This window comes from Sphingobium sp. OAS761 (assembly GCF_024168485.1).
Taxonomy (GTDB): Bacteria; Pseudomonadota; Alphaproteobacteria; order Sphingomonadales; family Sphingomonadaceae; genus Sphingobium.
Genome location: NZ_JALJVY010000017.1, coordinates 1 through 18,232 on the forward strand (window position 1 = coordinate 1; position 18,232 = coordinate 18,232).

Here is an 18,232-nt window from a genome sequence, read left to right on the forward strand (position 1 = left end):
AACCAGATCAGATCACTCATGGCAGCACTCCTTGAACCGCCATTGAATCAATCAACCTCACCTCACACAAGCAATTTAATGGGTCCTGAGCCTAGTTCTCCTGATCGCGGGGAGCAACGATCGGGTAACCATCGATAATGGCGTAAACGATTGGTGGGGCCGGATCGAGAAAGTGTCTTTTGCCGATGGGACGATATGGACTTTTACCGACCTCATGGCGCGGTCCACGATAGGAACTCCCGGCACCGATGTTATCTATGGCCACGACGGAATAGATCAAATCACGGGTAAAGCGGGAGATGACATTCTTTATGGGAATAATGGTAATGACCGGCTCACTGGTGGTAGCGGCAACGATACGTTGAGTGGTGGCAACGGAATCGACGTTGCGGTGTTCAATGGCGAGCAAAGTTCTTACAGCCTGAGCACAAGTAATGGTTCTATTTTTGTAACAGATGTCGACGCCGCATCGGATGGCGACGACGGCAAGGATAGCCTATCCAGTATCGAGATAGCGGAATTCAAGAACGGCGTTCAAAGTTCGCTGGCAGCTCCCATCGTTCTCGATCTGAACGGTGACGGCGTTCAATTGATCGAGAAGGCTGTTTCAGAAGTGAATTTCGATTGGAATAGCGATGGAATTTCTGATCCGACGGGATGGATCGGAGGCACGGATGGCTTCCTATTTATCGATCGGGACAACAATGGTACCGTGACCGACGGAGATGAGCTGAGTTTCACAAATGATAAAGCGGATGCGAAATCCGATCTGGATGGCTTGAATGCTTTTGACAGCAACGGTGACGGCGTTCTTTCGGGAGCGGACGATCAATTTGAGCTCTTTGCTGTTTGGCGCGATGAAGACGGTAATGGCCTAGCTGCAGAGGGGGAAATACTCTCCTTGGCAAATGTTGGAATAGCATCGATCAATCTGGAAGGTGATGCTGTCAACGCGATTTGGCGGTGGGGAGAAAATGTTACCGTTAATACGGGTAGCTTTGTTCGTGCTGATGGTTCCACCGGATCATTTCTGGACGTAGCTCTCAGCTTCGACATGTCGTCAAACCCCGCTCCTAAGCTTGAAGGGCGCATTTCCTCTCCCGGAGATCGTCAGGCAAAAATTTCTACTCGAAATCAGGCATCGCGCTTGGTCGAGGCAATCGCTGCTTTTGACGGCGGGAGCGGTACCAGCGAGTTCGACCTACACGATCAATGGCGAGACCGACGGGAATATGCTTTTGCCTTCGGCCGAACGGAAATGAGATAAGACCGCATGCGCCGGAGATCCGATAATCACGATCTCCGGCACCTAAATCAGGAATATGCAGAACTAGATTAGTCGAGGAAGAAGATATTCGTTCCGCCAATAGTTCTCCATACGGCCCCTCTCAATCCCAGTAGACAATTGGCACTTTTGATGGTATTTACCGTTGGTCGGAGGCAAGAACTTCCGGTAAATCAATACCTTACTTCGATTACCGAGTGACCGTAGGGGTCACCAGGCACGCCAGGTATCGCGGCGGATTTTCCCGAATTATTGAAGCCGTTTCGCCCCGCACAGGACGGGCCTGCCGAACATTCGGCCTGCAATCCGATCTCTGGCTTGGTCAAGTCGCGGCGACGGCGGACTGCGCGACGAGGATGATGGTGCCCCCGGTCGGACTCGAACCGACACATCCGAAGATACCGCATTTTGAGTGCGGCGCGTCTACCAGTTTCACCACAGGGGCATGGCGCCTCCATAGTCGCAAGATGCGGTTACGCCAACTGCTTTTGCAGCGCGCGTGCGAGGGAAATCCGATGCGCACGGCAGGTACCGAACGAGCGCAATGCCGTGTCGTCACATTTGTCCGGATCATAGTGCAGGCTTCAGGCATTATGTTGCCGCAGGGCTGCATGACCGATACCCTGCTTGCGTAACGATCCGCGCCCGGTATAAGGGCGACATCGTGCAGACATAGATAACTTCAACGGAAAAGGACCTCCTTTGACCGATCCGTCTGCCACGTTCCTGCTGTTTGGCGCCACGGGCGACCTTGCCCGCAGGATGATCTTTCCGTCGCTGTATAATCTGCTGTCCGACGATCTTCTGCCGGACGATTTCCTGATCGTCGCGTCCGGACGGTCCGAGATGGACGACGACGCGTTCCGGGCCGAGGTGCGGGACGCGCTGCAACAATTTCTGCCCGCCGACCGCCACGACCCGGACCTGGCATCGCGTCTGTGCGCCATGATATGCTATCAGCCGGTCGAGGCCGGCAATGCAGGCCAGTTCGCCACCCTGGCCGACCGCATCGACGGCCGCGCCGATCGCGGATTGTCGGTCTATCTGTCGACACCGCCTTCACTGTTCGCGCCGACGGCCCAGGGACTGGCCGATGCCGGCCTGATCCGACACGACACCCGGATCGCGATGGAAAAGCCGATCGGCAAGGATCTCGTATCCTCCAGGGCCGTCAACGACGCCATCGGCGCGCTCTTCGCCGAGGAACAGATTTTCCGCGTCGACCACTATCTGGGCAAGGAAACGGTGCAGAATTTGCTGGCGCTGCGATTCGGCAACGTCATGTTCGAGCCGCTGTGGAACGCCGGCGCGATCGATCATGTGCAGATCACCGTCGGGGAAACGGTGGGACTGGAAGGCCGTGTGTCCTACTATGACGGCGTCGGCGCGCTGCGCGACATGGTGCAGAACCACATCCTCCAGATCCTGTCCATCATCACCATGGAGCCGCCCGCGCGGATGGACCCGACGGCCGTGCGCGACGAAAAGGTGAAGGCCCTGCGGTCGCTGCGCCCGATGACGGCGGAAACGGTCAAAAGCCACAGCGTGCGCGGCCAATATACGCCCGGCGCCGTCCAGGGTCAGATCGTCACGGGCTACGCCGACGAATTGGGCCAGGCATCGGACACAGAGACTTTCGTCGCGCTGAAGGCCCATATCGACAACTGGCGCTGGCAGGGCGTGCCCTTCTACCTGCGCACCGGCAAGCGGATGCCGACGCGGCAGTCCGAAATCCTGATCCAGTTCAAGCCCGTGCGCCATTCGATCTTCGGACGGGACGGCCATGGCACCGGGCTGGAACCCAACACGCTGATCATCCGGCTTCAGCCCGAAGAGCATATCCGCCTGCTCATCATGAGCAAGAGACCGGGGCTGGAACGGCAGGTCCATCTGGAGGAGGTGACGCTCGACGTATCGCTGACGGCGGCCTTTGCCGGCCAGCGGCGGCGCATCGCCTATGAAAGGTTGATACTGGACCTGCTGGCGGGCGACCAGACACTGTTCGTCCGGCGCGACGAGGTCGAGGCGCAATGGACCTGGATCGATTCGATCATCGGCGGCTGGAAGGAAGCGGGGATGAAGATCGCGCCCTATTCTTCCGGGAACTGGGGGCCGTCCTCGGCCATTGCCCTGATCGAACGCGACGGAGCAAGCTGGCATGACTGATCTTCACCCAACCATTGCCAAGGTCACGGACCGGATCGTGGCGCGCAGCAAGGTACGGCGGCGGCAATATCTCGACCTGATAGAGCGCGGTCGCGACGCGGGCACGAACCGCGATCAATTGTCCTGCGGAAACCTGGCCCATGGCTTTGCGGCCAGTGGCGAGGACAAGCCCACCATCCGCACGGGCCGGTCGATGAACATGGGTATCGTCACCGCCTACAACGACATGTTGTCCGCGCATCAGCCCTATGGCCGCTATCCCGAACAGATCAAAATCGCCGCGCGGGAGGTTGGCGCCACCGCGCAGGTTGCGGGCGGCGTCCCTGCCATGTGCGACGGCGTGACCCAGGGCCAGGCAGGCATGGACCTGTCGCTTTTTTCCCGCGACACCATCGCACTGGGCACGGCCATCGCGCTGAGCCACGCCATGTTCGAAGGCACGCTGTTGCTGGGTATCTGCGACAAGATCGTGCCGGGCCTGCTGATGGGGGCGCTGCGCTTCGGCCATCTGCCGACCATCCTGATCCCCGCCGGGCCGATGCCGTCGGGCCTGGCCAACAAGGAAAAGGTCCGCATCCGCCAGCTCTACGCCGAAGGCAAGGTGGGCAAGGACGAGTTGCTGGAATCGGAAAGTGCCAGCTATCATGGCGCGGGTACGTGCACATTCTACGGCACCGCCAATTCCAACCAGATGATGATGGAGATGATGGGGCTGCACATGCCGGCCGCGTCCTTCGTCAACCCGGGCACGAAGCTGCGCCACGAATTGACGCGGGCGGCCGTTCACCGGCTGGCCGCCATCGGATGGGAGGGTGACGACTACCGGCCGCTGGGCCATTGCGTCGATGAAAAGGCCATCGTCAACGCGATGATCGGGCTCATGGCCACCGGTGGTTCGACAAATCATGCGCTGCACCTGCCGGCGATCGCGCGTGCGGCGGGCATCAGCGTGGACTGGACCGATTTCGCGGAGATTTCGGAAGCAGTTCCGCTACTGGCGCGGGTTTATCCCAACGGATCGGGCGACGTGAACAATTTTCATGCGGCGGGCGGCATCAGCTTCGTCATCCGGGAATTGCTGGATGCGGGGCTGCTGCATCGCGACATATTGACGGTCGCCCGACAGGATCTGACCGCCTATGGCCAGGAACCCGTGCTGGAGGACGAGGCGCTGATGTGGCGCGACGTGCCTGTGTCGCGCGACGAAAGCATCCTGCGCCCGGTCTCCAGCCCCTTCCAGCCCGATGGCGGCATGAAGCTGCTGCAGGGGAATATCGGCCGCTGCGTGATGAAAGTGAGCGCGGTGGACGAGGAAAGATGGACGATCCAGGCCCCGGCTGCGATCTTCCACGACCAGGACGATGTGCTGCGCGCGTTCAAGGCCGGCGAGTTGGAACGCGACGTGATCGTCGTCGTGCGCTTCCAGGGGCCCCGCGCCAACGGAATGCCCGAACTGCACAAGCTTACCCCCGCTCTGGGCGTACTTCAGGATCGCGGTTTCAAGGTTGCCCTGCTGACCGACGGGCGCATGTCCGGGGCCAGCGGCAAGGTGCCCGCCGCCATCCATATGTCTCCCGAAGCCCTGGGCGGTGGTCCGCTGGGCAAATTGCGCGACGGCGATCTGGTCCGGGTGTGCGCGCGGTCGGGCGTCGTGGAGGCGATGGTCGACGCCGCGGAGTGGGACGCCCGCGACATGCCACAGGCCCCGCCCCCGCCCTATGATACCGGACGCGAGTTGTTCGCGCTTTTCCGGCATCATAGCGACGTCGCCGAGCAGGGCGCATCGCCGATCCTGGCCGCCATGGAAACCGAATTATGAATCCGTCCACCCGCCGGCAGGGATCGCAATTTCCGCCGGACGAGGTTCGCGCAGCAGCGTGAGGCCCACCGATATCACGGGCATGACGGCAAGAAAAAGATACAGGATGACCTGATGACCGACATCATCGCTGCCGACATTGGCGGTACAAATGCCCGCTTCGCACGGGCGTCGCTGAACGACCGGGGGGTGCCCGTGCTGGGCACCGTGCGCAAATACAAGGTCGCGGACTATGCGAGTCTTCCTGCCTGCTGGGTAGCCTTTGCCGATGATGAACGGCAGGAAGGAGACGGCCCTTTGCCCGATGCGGCATCCATCGCCTTCGCCACCGCGATCGGCCGCGACGTGATCAAGCTGACCAACAGCAACTGGATGATCCGCTCCGCCACACTGGCGGAAGATCTGGGCATGCGCTGCGTGCGACTGGTCAACGACTTCGAGGCGGTAGCCCATGCGGTGTCGCGCCTGCCGGACGAAAATCTGCCGCTGCTGTTCGGCGAGGATCGCCCCTTCCCGCGCGACGGCGGCGTGACCATCATGGGACCGGGCACGGGTCTGGGCGTAGCCATGATCGCTTATGAAGATGGCGAACCCCATGTCATAGCCACGGAGGGCGGTCATCTCGATTTCGCCCCGCTCGATCCGCTGGACGAAAAGATCCTGGCCTATCTGCGCGACAAGTTCCTGCGCGTCTCCACCGAACGGATCGTGTCGGGGCCCGGCCTCAACAATATCTACAAGGCGATGGCCACAATCGGTCATGAACGAGTCGTCCTGATGGAGGACCCCGAATTATGGAAAACCGCCCTGGACGGGGATGATGCGTTCGCACGGCGCGCCCTGGAACGTTTCTGCCTGTGCTACGGATCGGTTGCGGGCGACCTTGCGCTGGCCCATGGGCCTCACACGGTCGTACTGGCGGGCGGCCTCACCCAGCGGATGCGCGAGATCCTTCCAGAAAGCGGCTTTCACGCGCGCTTCAAGGCCAAGGGTCGGTTCGAAAGCCTGATGGCAAGCGTTCCCATACGTCTGGCCGTGCACGATGAAATCGGCCTGTTCGGCGCAGCCGCGGCCTTCCGGGAGAAATGAGCATGGCATTGACGGTCGAACAGGTGATGCAACTGGCCCCGGTCATCCCGGTGCTGGTCGTGGAGAATGTGGACGACGCCCTGCCGATAGCGCAGGCGCTGGTGAAAGGCGGGTTGCCCGCCCTTGAGGTGACTTTGCGCACGCCCGCCGCGCTGGATGTGATCCGCGCAATGGCCACGGTGGAGGGCGCTGTCGTCGGTGCGGGCACCGTGCTCAACCCCGCACAACTGGATGCGGCGATGGAAGCGGGCGCGCGCTTCATCGTCAGCCCCGGACTGACCGAACCGCTCGGCAAGGCCGCCATCGCCGCCGGCGTCCCGTTCCTGCCCGGCACGGCCACCGCCGCCGACATCATGCGCGGCATGGACATGGGATTGTCCCGCTTCAAATTCTTCCCGGCTGAAACATCCGGCGGCCTCCCCGCGCTCAAGGCGCTCGCGGCGCCACTGCACGAGGCGCGCTTCTGTCCCACCGGCGGCATCACTGCGCAGAGCGCCCCGGATTGGCTGGCCCAGCCCTTCGTTACATGTGTCGGCGGTAGCTGGGTCGTGCCCAAGGGGGCGGTCGACCCCGCACGGATCGAAGCACTGGCGCGCGAGGCCGCCGGGCTCGGTCGATAGTGTTCACCGGCCCGATGCTGTTGCACCGCCCGCCCCGCTATCCTAGATGCGAGCCATGACTCCGCGCCGCCTCCTCACCGCCCTTGCCCTGATGCTGTCGGGCTGTGCCGGCGGCGCGCAGCAAAACTACCCCTCGCTCGCCAAGCGGCCCATCGAAAGTGCGCCGGTCGCGGAGGTCGCGCCGCCGCCTGCCCCCGCCCCGGCCGATACCGAATTGTCCGCCGAGATCGCCCATTATGTCGAGCAGGCAGACCAGGGCGCGGCGATGTTCGATTCAGCCTATGGCAGGGCAGTGAAAGCCGTCGCCGGCGCATCCGGCAGCGCGGTTTCCAGCGATGCCTGGGTCAGCGCACAGGTTTCCATCAGCGCGCTGGAAGCCGCCCGCAACGGCAGCGTATCGGCGCTCGCGAGCCTCGATACGCTCTATGCCCGGCGCGCCAACGCGGTGGCCGACGGCACGGCACGCGGCGGGCTGGAAGACATCGACGCGGCCCGCAGCGCGGCGCTGGCGCTGGTCGATCAGCAGAATGACAAGATCGACGCGCTGAAGGGGCGCTTGCCACAGCCTTGAGCCGGTAAATCGCGGCTATTCGAACGCGGCCTTGACCGCGCCCTTGTGCGCCTTGGCATAATGGACATAGCGGTCGGCGGCGCCCCGCAGCCGGACAGCCGCTTCATCGTCGAGATCGCGCATATATTTGGCCGGACGCCCTGCCCATAGCTGACGATGCGGCAGCGTCTTGCCCGGTGACAGGAGGCCGCCCGCGGCAAGCATCCCGTCGCCTTCTATCACGCAGCCGTCCATCACGATCGCGCCCAGGCCGACAAAGGCGCGGTCGTGCAGGATGCAGCCATGCACCATCGCCATATGTCCGATCAGCACGTCTTCGCCGATGATCGTCGGCCAGCCGTCTTGCGGTCGGGTCGTCCCGTCTCCCGGGCTGTCGCAATGAATGACAGTCCCGTCCTGGACATTGGAGCGCGCGCCGATGCGGATGCGGTTCACGTCCGCCCGGATGACGCAATTATACCAGATGCTGGCGTCCTCCCCTATCTCAACATCGCCGATGATGCGGCATCCGGGCGCGATGAAGGCACTGGGGTGGATGACGGGCGTCTTGCCGTTGAAAGGGATGATGGTGACGTCGGGATAATCGGTCATGTCAGGCCCCCATCAGCCGGGCGGCGTGGAGGGCATGATAGGTAAGCACACCCGAACAGCCCGCGCGCTTGAATGCCATCAGCGTTTCAAGCACCAGCGCGTCCCGCTCGCCCGCCCCTGCCGCCACGGCAGCTTCGATCATCGCATATTCGCCCGACACCTGATAGGCGAAGACCGGAACAGAAAAGCGGTCCCGCACCCGCGCCACGATATCGAGATAGGGCAGGCCGGGTTTCACCATGACGCTGTCCGCCCCTTCGGCGATGTCCAGCGCGACTTCGCGCAGCGCCTCCTCACCATTGGCGGGGTCCATCTGGTAATTTTTCTTGTCACCCCTCAACAACCCGCGCGACCCCACGGCATCGCGGAAGGGGCCGTAAAAAGCGCTCGCATATTTCGCGGCATAGGCCATGATCTGGACATTGGCGTGCCCGGTTTCCTCCAGAGCCTCGCGGATTGCGCCGATCCGCCCGTCCATCATGTCGCTGGGCGCGATGATATCGGCGCCGGCCGCCGCCTGATTGAGCGACTGGCCGATCAGCACATCGACCGTCGCATCGTTGACGACATAGCCGTCCTGGTCCAGCAGCCCGTCCTGCCCGTGCGCGGTATAGGGATCGAGCGCAACGTCGGTCAGGACGCCGATGTCGGGCACGGCATCCTTGATCGCGCGGATCGCGGTGCACATGAGATTGTCCGGGTTGAGCGCTTCCGCTCCGTCGTCGCTGCGCCGATCCGGCGGGGTATTGGGGAACAGGGCGAGACAGGGAATGCCGGCATCGCGCGCTTCCCTGGCCCGCGCGACGATCAGGTCCACCGACCAGCGCGATACGCCGGGCAGGGCCGCGATCGGTTCTTCCACGCCATCGCCGTCCGTCACGAAAAGCGGCCAGATCAGATCCGCCGGCGACAGCCGGTTTTCGGCGAACATCGCCCGGCTCCATGCCGATGCGCGGGTGCGGCGCATGCGGAGCGCCGGGTAGGAAGCTAAGGTCATGGCGCGGGTGTAGGCGCGCGACGCGGGTCGATCAAGCCGGGTTCAAGGGGGCCGCCGCCGAAGTTCACACTGTTGCAGGGCCTGCAAAACCTACTGCGCGAACCGACGGAAGAAGCTGTCCGCGTTCCAGCTTGGCCGTTCCGGCGCATTGGCGACGCGGAGCGCGACGGCAGTCACATAGTCGTTCAGCTTCGCGGTCTCGGCGGGCAACACGGTCTGGTTCAGGTCGTCGAAGGGCGAATGATAAAGGTTGGCGCGCCAGGCCTTTTCCACGGTCGCTTCCGGCGTGTCCGCCTTGAACCCGTATTTGAAGAAAAGCGCGGGGATGCCTTCGCGGATGAAGGCATATTGGTCGGACCGGATGAAGACGTTGCGATCCGGAAAGGGATCCGGCGTGATCGGCAGGTCCATCGCCGCGCTTACCGCCGCCGCGTCCTGGCCCAGGCTGCTCTGGTCATAACCGATCGGCGTGACGCTGGTCAGCGGGAAAATGGGCAATGCCATGTCGAAATTGAGGTCGGCGACCATCGCGTCGGCCGGCACCGTCGGGCGTCGCGCGAAATAGCGCGAGCCGAGCAGCCCCTTTTCCTCCGCCGTGACGATGGCGAACAGGATCGAGCGTTTGGGCTTCACCCTGCCCTGTTTCAGTGCCTTGCCGATTTCCAGCAGGCTGGCGACGCCAGACGCGTTGTCGAACGCGCCGTTGTAAATGGCGTCGCCCTTGACCGGTGTGCCGATGCCGTATCCGTCCAGATGCGCGGACAGCACCACATATTCGTTGCGCAGTTTCGGATCGCTGCCGGGCATGACGGCAATCAGGTTCGGGGATGACAACGCGCGGCGCTTGGCCACGACATGCGCCTTCAGCCGCTGCGCCAGCGGAAAGGTGGCAACGGGCGCGGACGCATCGGCTGCCGCCGCGATCGGTGCGAAATCCTTGCCCGACCCGGCGAACAGCAGCGCCGACTTCGCCGGATCGAGTTGGGCGTTGAGGAAGGGCGTGCGGGTTTCGCGCAGACTGTCGTCGGCATAATAGAGCGCGGGGACTCCGGCCAGATTGATCCGGCGGTTCCAGGGAATTTCGACCTGACCCGGCGTCACCAGGCTGATCAGGCCAACGGCGCCCTGCGAAGCCAGATATTTGGTGCGTTCCGACCGGGCATGGGATTTGAGCGCGCCGGAAATGGTCGCCGGGCCGCCCGACAGGACCACCACGATCTTGCCCTTCAGGTCCAGACCGGCGAAATCGTCATGGCCGGCCTCTGGCAGGTGAAGGCCGTAGCCGGCGAAGACCATCGGCGCTTCGAGAGCGTCAGGCACAGGCCCGCCACCGCCGAAAAAGATGAGGTCGCCCGGCACGGACAGCGTCGTTTCCCCATCCGGCCCGATCAGGGCCGCGTTGCTCTGGTCAGACTGGACAACCTGCTCGATGAAGGCGACCGGCTGTTTGTAGCCGTCGATCCCCATCGGCTTGAGCCCGAGTTTCCTGAACTGTGCGATAACATAATCCGCCGCGCGATCGTAACCGGGCGTGCCCGTGCCCCGTCCTTCCATCCCGTCATTGGCGATCGCCTGCACATGGGTCCACCATGCCGCACCGGCGGCGTCATAATCCCTGGGCGCGGCAGGCAAGGCGGTGGCGCAGGTCAGCGCGAGCAGCGGGAGGAGAGCGGAAATCTTGCGCATAGTCGGGCTTTCCCCTGTTATCGAACGGCCCGTTGTGGCCTTTTGCGATTCAACGAACAAGAAGGCTTGGAACCACCATCCACATAGTGTATTGCACGGACAACACAGTATGGAGAAAGTGATGCGCCGCCAGACCCTTGCCCATGCCCTGCTGATCGCCGGGCTGGCCTTGCTTCCCGCCGGTTGCTCACGCGAGATGCGCGGCGATCATGACGACGACCGCGCGGCCGCAGCCTCCGGCCCCGCCGACTGGGCCGCGCTCCGCGACTTCATCGGCGTCGAGACGACAGGCCCCGACAATGTCGTCATCACGCGCGGCGATTTTTCGGTCCGGGCCGAGGGCGACCAGAAGGTGCTGGACCGGCTGGAGATCAAGGTCGACGGCGATATGCTGGAGATCGGACGCAAAAGACATTCGGGCATGAGCTGGAGCAACGACCGGGGCGCGACCATTCATGTGTCGATGCCCGCCATCAGGCGCGTGGATGCCACCGGGTCCGGTAATGTCACGGTCGACAAGGCGGACGGCGATGCGTTCAAGGCCGACCTGACGGGATCGGGTGACCTGAAGATCGCGGCGGCATCGGTCAAATCGCTCAATGCCAGCCTGACCGGTTCGGGCGACCTGTCGATCACCGGTCAGGCGGAGGTTGTCGACATATCGATCACCGGGTCGGGCAATTTCGACAGCCCCGGGTTGAAGGCAGGGAGCGGCGAGGCATCCGTGCTTGGATCGGGCGACGTCGATTTTGCTTCCGACGGCAAGATCGCTATCAGGATCATGGGTTCCGGCGATGTGACGGTGAAGGGCAAGGCGCAGTGCAAGAGCAGCATCATGGGATCTGGCGAGGCGCGCTGCGCACCCTGACGGCGGCTCTCCTGCTTTTCGCGCCGGGCGCCCAGGCGGCGACACGCGGTTACACCATCACCAGTTTCGACACGATCCGTGTCGATGCGCCGGTTACCATCCTGCTGACCACCGGTACCGGCGCATCGGCCCGCGCCGATGGCGATCAGGACGCGCTCGACCGGCTTCGGGTGGAGGTGTCGGGCCGATTGCTCAACGTGACGATGGAACGACCGCGTCCCGGAGAGAAGCGTAGCGGCAACGCCACGTTGCGGATCGGGACCGGCATGGTGGAGCGGGTTGTGCTGACCGGCGGCGGATCGATCACTATCAATCGCCTGAAAGGCCTGCGCGGCGATCTGGTGCTGGGCGGCAATGGCGACATCAGCGTCGGCGACGTGCAACTGGACCGGGTCGAGGTGATGCTGGCGGGCGGCGGACGGGCGACGCTCGCGGGCGTGGCCGGCGTTGCCAATATCCGCGTCAATGGGCCGGGTGCGGTGGACGCCGGGTCTTTGCGCGCGCGCCAGGCAAGCATCGCCAATGACGGGCCGGGCGCCGTGACGGTGACCGCCGAGGTCAATGCGAAAGTGAGCGCGACGGGATCAGGCGATGTGACCGTCACGGGCAAGGCCGCCTGCTCGGTCGACAATCGCGGCACCGGCCGCGTCGCGTGCGGCGGCGAGAATTATTGAGGCCTTCCCGCCGACAGCAGGGTATCGAATGCGCCGACCCCCGCGCCCGGCCCGCCCGGATGGCTCCAGACCGCGCCGCTGACCGCCAGGAAATCCGCGCCCGCCACCACGAGCGGCGCCGCATTGGCGGGGGTAATGCCGCCAATGGCGACGCAGGGCAGTTCGAACAGCGTGGTCCACCAGGACAGGATCGACGGATCGGGCCGGTGCGACGTTTCCTTCGTCATCGTGGGGTAAAAGGCACCGAAGGCGACATAATCGGCGCCGGCCTCCCCGGCCTCCATCGCCAGATGGCGGCTGTCATGGCAGGTGATGCCGATCTGCACCTTTGGCCCCAGCAACGTGCGCGCGGCCTTCGGATCCCCGTCCCCCTGCCCCAGGTGCACGCCGTCTGCGCCCAGGCGGTGCGCCATCGCCGCGCTGTCGTTGACGATGAAGGCGACGTCGCGATCCGCACAGAGTTTTTGCAGCGGCTGGGCGGCGCGGGCGACTGCGTCGTCGTCCAGTCCCTTGAGACGAAGCTGGAACGCCGCCACCGTGCCGCCATCAAGAGCGGCGTCGAGCCGGTCGACGAAAGCGGCGTCGATCGACGGCGGGGAAATCAGGTAAAGCTGGCAGGCAGGGCGAAAGCCCCGTTCGAACTGGTCTGCAAAATGCGGATCGAGCGCCAGCTCTTCTTCGGTGAAATCGGTCATGACGGAGCTATAGGACTTCGCTCAGTCGCGGTCAGCCAAAAGTTCGATCATTCCGTGCCCGCCAGCGCATGCGCGATCTGGATGGAAAGTTCATTGATGCGCAAACCGACGGGGCGCACCTTCTGCACCAGAGCGCCACCTTCCGCGACCGAATAGGGCGTCTTGCGCAGCCGGGACGCAGCTTCGCGCAGTACCGGCGCCAGGCCCCCGACTTCGGCAAAGACTTGCCGTCCGACCTCGATCACGCGGATCGCGCGCTGCATCGCCGACAGGCCGTTGGACTGGCCGAACCGGTCAAGATCGACGGCCGTTTCGTTCCAGCGTTCCAGCGTCTCGTCGGCATCGGCTTCCCCGGCGGCCATCGCCCCATCGATCCGTTCCGCCATGGCATCCAGCCGACCGGCGAAAGCCACATCCACGGTCGGCGTCCTGTCAATATTCATCGGCGAGACGACCATTGCCATCGTCTGGGCGAACAGCAGGTCGGCGTTGGCCAGATGCCAGCCCGGTCCGTCCTGCGGCGTCGCCGCCAGCGACGCGCGCGCCATTTTCTCCCGGGCGTCGACCAGCAGCTTGACGCTGTCCATCATCCGGCGCGCGGCCTGCCCACCCGCGTCGGCGTCGTTGCGCGCCATTGCATCGATCAGCGGCGGAAAGCTGAGCATCAGGGTGCGGACATGCCCGTTGAACCGGCGGTTGTCGGCGATGAGGCTGGCCGGCTTGATGTCTTCGGAGAGTTCCAGTGTCGGAAAATCGGGCTGGTCCAGCGCCGTCAGCTTGCCGTCGGCCAGATCGATTGCGGCCACGGCCCGGTCGAGACTGGGCCGGAACGCGCCCGCAGCGCCCGCCGGCCCTGCCTGCATCGCCTGCTGCCAGGCAGGCTGAAGTATGACCAACGAATCGACGACGGGCTGCTGGACTGCGTTGAGCCGCTCCATCCAGGCGCCATATTCGGCCATTTCGGCGTTGATCGCCGTCATTGTTGGATCGTCCTGCCCGACCTGGGGCACGGGTTCGCGCGTCGTGGTCGCCCAGCTCGCCGGCGCGGCTGCGAAGAGGACAATGGGCAGCAACAGGCCCCGCAGAATGAGGATCATCTCCCCTCCCCCCGTCATGATGCCGGTCGCCGCCCCCGGCGACCGGCACCGTGTCAATCCGTCAGGCCGTTACCGGCTGCTTGGCGGTCGAGGCGGCGTGGATTTCGTCGATCGCTTCGCCCAGCGACGCGTTGAATTCGTCGTCGCTCATCTGCTGGCGCAGGTCGTTGAGCAGCGCGCGGCTGAAGCTGGCGATGATGCCCCGATTCCTGGCCAGTTCGCCGCAGGCCTCGGTGCGGCTGAACCCGCCCGACAGCGCGACGACCCGCAGCACCTTGGGATGATCGACCAGCGGATCGAACAGTCCGGCCTTCGCGGGCAGCGAAAGCTTGAGCATCACCTGCTCGCCTTCGGGGAGCGCATCGAGATTCTTGAGGATTTCCTCCAGAAGGATGGCGTCGGCCTCCGCGCGCTCGGGCGACTTGATGTTCACTTCCGGCTCGATGATCGGCATCAGCCCACCGGCCAGAACCTGACGGCCGACCTCGAACTGCTGCGCGACCACGGCGGCGATGCCTTCGCGGTTGGCAAGGTTGATGACCGAGCGTTCCTTCGTGCCGAATACGCCCAGGCCCCTGGCGCGCGCAAGCAGCGCGTCGAGGCCGGGATTGGGCTTCATCAGCTGGACCCCGTTTGCTTCGTCCTCCAGCCCCTTGTCGATCTTGATGAAGGGTACGACGCCGCGCTCGGTCAGCGCGGTCGGGGTCGGCTTGCCGTCGACGGTGCCGTCCATGGTCCTCTCGAACAGGATCGCGCCCAGCACCTTGTCGCCGCTGAACACCGGCGAGGTGATGATGCGGCTGCGCATCGCGTGAATCAGGGCAAACATCTCCTCGTCGTTCGACCAGGCGCCTTCCTCCACGCCATAGCCCTTCAGCGCCTTGGGCGTGGAACCGCCGCTCTGGTCGAGCGCGGCGATAAAGCCGTCCCCGGCGGCAATCTTCTGCTTCATGGTCTGATCCAGCATCTGCACATACCTTCTCTGTTGGCGCCGCCGATGCGGCGACGCATGATCCCAGCGGCCGCGGCAGAATGCCGCATCAAGGCCGCAATGCACCAAGGCCCCTCCGCCCGGCACTTTCAGGCTGTTAGCCGCGCGATTGCCGCACCGCAAGAAACATCCGGACAGCAAAGCTTTCCCATCCCGGCACGCGTTGCTAGGGATTGGGGCGACGGAAACGGGAGAAAGACAATGATTGGCTGGACGCGCGGAATGGCGGCGGCGGCCCTTCTGGCGGCAGCGCCCCCCGTTGTCGCAGCGCAAAAAACGGAAGTCGGCGCCGTTGCACCCGATTTCGAGCTGACCCTGGTCAACGGTAGCAAGGTCTCGCTCGCGGATCTGAGGGGGCAGGTCGTGGTGCTGAACTTCTGGGCGACATGGTGCGTGCCCTGTCGCAAGGAGCTGCCCACGCTCGATGCCTATTACAGCTTGCAGGCCAAGAATGGCCTGCGCGTCTTTGCCATCACCACCCAGGATTCGGTGCCCGTGGGCCAGCTCAAAAAACTGTTTGCCGCGATGCGGATCCCCTCGGCGCGGCGGATCAAGGGCCCCTATGGTCCGCTGACCGGCGTGCCGACCAACTTCGTCATCGACCGGGCGGGCGTGCTGCGCTACGCGCGGTCGGGAGCGTTCGACCTGGACGATCTCAACCGCCTGCTTGTGCCGCTGCTCAACGAGCGCGCGCCGTCATGAAATAAGGCGGCCCATCGCGGGCCGCCCCTTCCCTCCATCGTCAGGCTGACAAGCCCTTCGCACATTGCGGTCACCCCATCAGCGCGCTGACGCCGGGCAGGTCCTTGCCTTCCATCCATTCGAGGAACGCGCCGCCGGCGGTCGAAACGAAGCTGAAGTCCGCAGCGACGCCGGCATGGTTGAGCGCCGCGACGGTATCCCCGCCGCCTGCGACCGAGGTGAGTTGCCCTTCCTTGGTCAGCGCCGCCGCCGTCCGCGCCAGCGCAACCGTCGCGGTGTCGAAGGGCGCCATTTCGAACGCGCCGAGCGGCCCGTTCCAGACCAGGGTGCGGCAGGTCTTGAGCGCGTCGCCCAGCGCCTCGACCGCGGCCGGGCCGACATCCAGTATCATTTCGTCGCCGGCGACTTCATGCACGTTGCAGGTCCGGACCGACGGCGGATTTGCGGCGAATTCCTTTGCCACCACCACGTCATAGGGCAAATGGATGGTGCAGCCGGCTGCCTCTGCCTTGTCGAAGATCGCCTCTGCCGTGCCAGCCAGATCCTTCTCGCACAGCGACTTGCCGATATCGACGCCGCGCGCGAACAGGAATGTGTTGGCCATGCCGCCGCCGATGATCAGGTGATCGACCTTCGCCACCAGATTGTTGAGAACGTCGAGCTTGGTCGAGACCTTGGCGCCGCCCACCACCGCCGCGACCGGGGTCACCGGCTCGCCCAGAGCGGCCTGAAGCGCGTCGAGTTCCTTTTCCATCGAGCGGCCCGCGAAAGCCGGCAGCTTATGCGCCAGCCCCTCGGTCGAGACATGTGCGCGGTGCGCGGCGGAAAAGGCGTCGTTGACGTAAAGATCGCCGATTGCCGCCATCGCGTCGGCCAGCGAGGGATCATTTTTCTCCTCACCGGCGTGGAAGCGGGTGTTTTCCAGGATGGCGATGTCGCCGTTGCGCATCACCTTGATGCCGTCCGTTGCCGCTTCGCCCTGGCAATCGGGGATGAACTGCACCTCGCGCCCGAGCACCGCCGACAGCGGCCGGGTGATCTTCGACAGTGAATATTCCGGATTCTTCTGCCCCTTGGGACGACCGAAATGGGCGAGGATCAGCACCTTGGCGCCGCGATCGGCCAGTTCGAGCACGGTCGGCATTGCCGCGCGCAGGCGCGTATCGTCGCTGACCGAGCCGTCCTGCATCGGCACGTTCAGATCCTCGCGCACCAGCACCACCTTGCCGGTGATGTCGCCCATGTCGTCGAGTGTCTTGAACGGCTTGGCCATGGTGGCTCCTGAAAATTTCACGTGAACGGGAGGAAAAACCCCGCCGGAGCGTTCCGGCGGGGCCTTTGGAGACTTAGAGGAACTTCGCGACGACACCGGTGGTGTCGATCATGCGGTTCGAAAAGCCCCATTCGTTGTCGTACCAGCTGAGCACGCGGACCAGCGTGCCGTCGATGACCGCCGTTTCCAGGCTGTCGACGGTCGAGCTGCGGGGATCGCTGTTATAGTCGATCGAGACAAGCGGTTCGTCCGAATAGCCCAGCACGCCCTTGAGCGGGCCGGATTCCGACGCGGCCTTGAGCAGGTCGTTTACCTCATCCTTGGTCGTGCCGCGCTTGGCGATGAATTTGAGATCGACAACCGACACGTTCGGCGTCGGAACGCGAACCGACGATCCGTCCAGCTTGCCCTTCAATTCCGGCAGAACCTCACCCACCGCGCGGGCGGCGCCGGTGGTGGTCGGGATCATCGACAGGGCGGCTGCACGGGCGCGACGCATATCCTTGTGCAACTGGTCCAGCGTGTTCTGATCGTTGGTGTAGCTGTGGATCGTCGTCATGAAGCCCTTTTCGATGCCGATGGCATCGTGAAGGACCTTCGCCAGCGGGGCCAGGCAGTTGGTGGTGCAGCTGGCGTTCGAGATGACGACATCATCGGCGCTCAGCGTGTCGTGGTTGACGCCGAACACGACGGTCTTGTCGACGCCGGTGGCGGGCGCGGAGATCACGACGCGCTTGGCGCCGGCGGTCAGATGTGCGCTGGCCTTGCCCTTGTCAGCGAAGATACCGGTGCATTCGAGCGCGATTTCCACGCCGAGTTCTGCATGGGGCAGGTTGGCGGGATCACGCTCGGCCGTGACCTTGATCCGCTTGCCGTCGACCACGAGGTAATCGCCGTCGACGCTGACGTCGCCGCTCCAGTTGCCGTGCACGGAATCGCGCTTGAACAGCAGGGCGTTGGACTGGGTGTCGCCCAGGTCGTTGATGCTCACCAGTTCGAGATCATGATCGGTGCGCGACAGGATCGCGCGCGCCACCAGGCGGCCAATGCGTCCAAAACCGTTAATTGCTACCTTCGTTGCCACTGCACTAGCCTCCTGAGGTGTTGT

The 18,232-nt window shown here is 64.0% G+C and carries 17 protein-coding genes and 1 tRNA gene; 9 read left to right on the top strand and 9 right to left on the bottom strand.

Annotation, left to right across the window (positions count from 1 at the left end; translation table 11 throughout):
- Window positions 1-103: 103 nt before the first annotated feature.
- On the top strand, window positions 104-1,267 hold the full coding sequence (locus tag J3E64_RS20750; protein WP_367398651.1) for a calcium-binding protein: 1,164 nt from the start codon (window positions 104-106) through the stop codon (window positions 1,265-1,267).
- 378 nt (window positions 1,268-1,645) lie between these two features.
- Here J3E64_RS20750 and J3E64_RS18760 read toward each other — a convergent pair.
- A tRNA-Leu gene (locus J3E64_RS18760) sits at window positions 1,646-1,730 on the bottom strand.
- Between the two features lie 257 nt (window positions 1,731-1,987).
- On the opposite strand from J3E64_RS18760, the gene zwf reads away from it, so the two are divergent.
- The 5 genes from zwf to J3E64_RS18785 all read left to right on the top strand — a co-directional run bounded on the left by zwf (window position 1,988) and on the right by J3E64_RS18785 (window position 7,550).
- Window positions 1,988-3,451 (top strand): glucose-6-phosphate dehydrogenase, encoded by a 1,464-nt coding sequence (zwf, locus tag J3E64_RS18765; RefSeq protein WP_253344625.1) that lies wholly within the window; start codon window positions 1,988-1,990, stop codon window positions 3,449-3,451.
- Complete coding sequence (edd, locus tag J3E64_RS18770; RefSeq protein WP_253344627.1) at window positions 3,444-5,270, top strand: phosphogluconate dehydratase; 1,827 nt, start codon at window positions 3,444-3,446, stop codon at window positions 5,268-5,270. The genes zwf and edd overlap by 8 nt, the downstream gene beginning before the upstream one ends.
- Before the next feature lie 114 nt (window positions 5,271-5,384).
- Entirely contained in the window at window positions 5,385-6,359 is a 975-nt protein-coding gene (gene glk / locus J3E64_RS18775; protein WP_253344628.1) for a glucokinase, read from the top strand.
- Between the two features lie 2 nt (window positions 6,360-6,361).
- Window positions 6,362-6,979: a bifunctional 4-hydroxy-2-oxoglutarate aldolase/2-dehydro-3-deoxy-phosphogluconate aldolase gene (gene eda, locus J3E64_RS18780; RefSeq protein WP_253344629.1), complete on the top strand. Its 618-nt coding sequence runs from the start codon at window positions 6,362-6,364 to the stop codon at window positions 6,977-6,979.
- A 55-nt stretch (window positions 6,980-7,034) separates the two neighbouring features.
- Window positions 7,035-7,550 (top strand): hypothetical protein, encoded by a 516-nt coding sequence (locus tag J3E64_RS18785; protein WP_253344630.1) that lies wholly within the window; start codon window positions 7,035-7,037, stop codon window positions 7,548-7,550.
- A gap of 15 nt (window positions 7,551-7,565) precedes the next feature.
- On the opposite strand, the gene J3E64_RS18790 is transcribed toward J3E64_RS18785, so the two are convergent.
- From J3E64_RS18790 to J3E64_RS18800, 3 genes are all read right to left on the bottom strand, one after another.
- Entirely contained in the window at window positions 7,566-8,141 is a 576-nt protein-coding gene (locus J3E64_RS18790; RefSeq protein WP_253344631.1) for a gamma carbonic anhydrase family protein, read from the bottom strand.
- 1 nt (window position 8,142) lies between these two features.
- Window positions 8,143-9,138 carry a porphobilinogen synthase gene (gene hemB / locus J3E64_RS18795; protein WP_253344632.1) on the bottom strand — a complete coding sequence of 332 codons (996 nt, stop codon included), beginning with the start codon at window positions 9,136-9,138 and terminating at the stop codon, window positions 8,143-8,145.
- 90 nt (window positions 9,139-9,228) lie between these two features.
- Window positions 9,229-10,824 carry a M28 family metallopeptidase gene (locus tag J3E64_RS18800; RefSeq protein WP_253344633.1) on the bottom strand — a complete coding sequence of 532 codons (1,596 nt, stop codon included), beginning with the start codon at window positions 10,822-10,824 and terminating at the stop codon, window positions 9,229-9,231.
- Between the two features lie 121 nt (window positions 10,825-10,945).
- On the opposite strand from J3E64_RS18800, the gene J3E64_RS18805 reads away from it, so the two are divergent.
- Entirely contained in the window at window positions 10,946-11,692 is a 747-nt protein-coding gene (locus tag J3E64_RS18805; protein ID WP_253344634.1) for a head GIN domain-containing protein, read from the top strand.
- Window positions 11,644-12,366 carry a DUF2807 domain-containing protein gene (locus J3E64_RS18810; protein WP_253344635.1) on the top strand — a complete coding sequence of 241 codons (723 nt, stop codon included), beginning with the start codon at window positions 11,644-11,646 and terminating at the stop codon, window positions 12,364-12,366. The genes J3E64_RS18805 and J3E64_RS18810 overlap by 49 nt, the downstream gene beginning before the upstream one ends.
- Here J3E64_RS18810 and thiE read toward each other — a convergent pair.
- The 3 genes from thiE to J3E64_RS18825 all read right to left on the bottom strand — a co-directional run bounded on the left by thiE (window position 12,360) and on the right by J3E64_RS18825 (window position 15,125).
- Window positions 12,360-13,061, bottom strand: coding sequence for a thiamine phosphate synthase (gene thiE / locus J3E64_RS18815; protein ID WP_253344636.1), 702 nt, complete (start codon window positions 13,059-13,061; stop codon window positions 12,360-12,362). The two genes, J3E64_RS18810 and thiE, sit on opposite strands and share 7 nt — an antisense overlap.
- Before the next feature lie 47 nt (window positions 13,062-13,108).
- On the bottom strand, window positions 13,109-14,158 hold the full coding sequence (locus tag J3E64_RS18820; RefSeq protein WP_253344637.1) for a hypothetical protein: 1,050 nt from the start codon (window positions 14,156-14,158) through the stop codon (window positions 13,109-13,111).
- 61 nt (window positions 14,159-14,219) lie between these two features.
- Window positions 14,220-15,125 (bottom strand): fructose bisphosphate aldolase, encoded by a 906-nt coding sequence (locus J3E64_RS18825; RefSeq protein WP_253344638.1) that lies wholly within the window; start codon window positions 15,123-15,125, stop codon window positions 14,220-14,222.
- 246 nt (window positions 15,126-15,371) lie between these two features.
- On the opposite strand from J3E64_RS18825, the gene J3E64_RS18830 reads away from it, so the two are divergent.
- Window positions 15,372-15,851 carry a TlpA disulfide reductase family protein gene (locus J3E64_RS18830; RefSeq protein ID WP_253344639.1) on the top strand — a complete coding sequence of 160 codons (480 nt, stop codon included), beginning with the start codon at window positions 15,372-15,374 and terminating at the stop codon, window positions 15,849-15,851.
- A 70-nt stretch (window positions 15,852-15,921) separates the two neighbouring features.
- Here the strand turns inward: J3E64_RS18830 and pgk are convergent, their stop codons facing one another.
- Both pgk and gap read right to left on the bottom strand, forming a co-directional pair.
- Complete coding sequence (gene pgk, locus J3E64_RS18835) at window positions 15,922-17,124, bottom strand: phosphoglycerate kinase (protein WP_253344640.1); 1,203 nt, start codon at window positions 17,122-17,124, stop codon at window positions 15,922-15,924.
- Between the two features lie 73 nt (window positions 17,125-17,197).
- On the bottom strand, window positions 17,198-18,208 hold the full coding sequence (gap, locus tag J3E64_RS18840; RefSeq protein WP_253344642.1) for a type I glyceraldehyde-3-phosphate dehydrogenase: 1,011 nt from the start codon (window positions 18,206-18,208) through the stop codon (window positions 17,198-17,200).
- Between the last annotated feature and the right edge of the window lie 24 nt (window positions 18,209-18,232).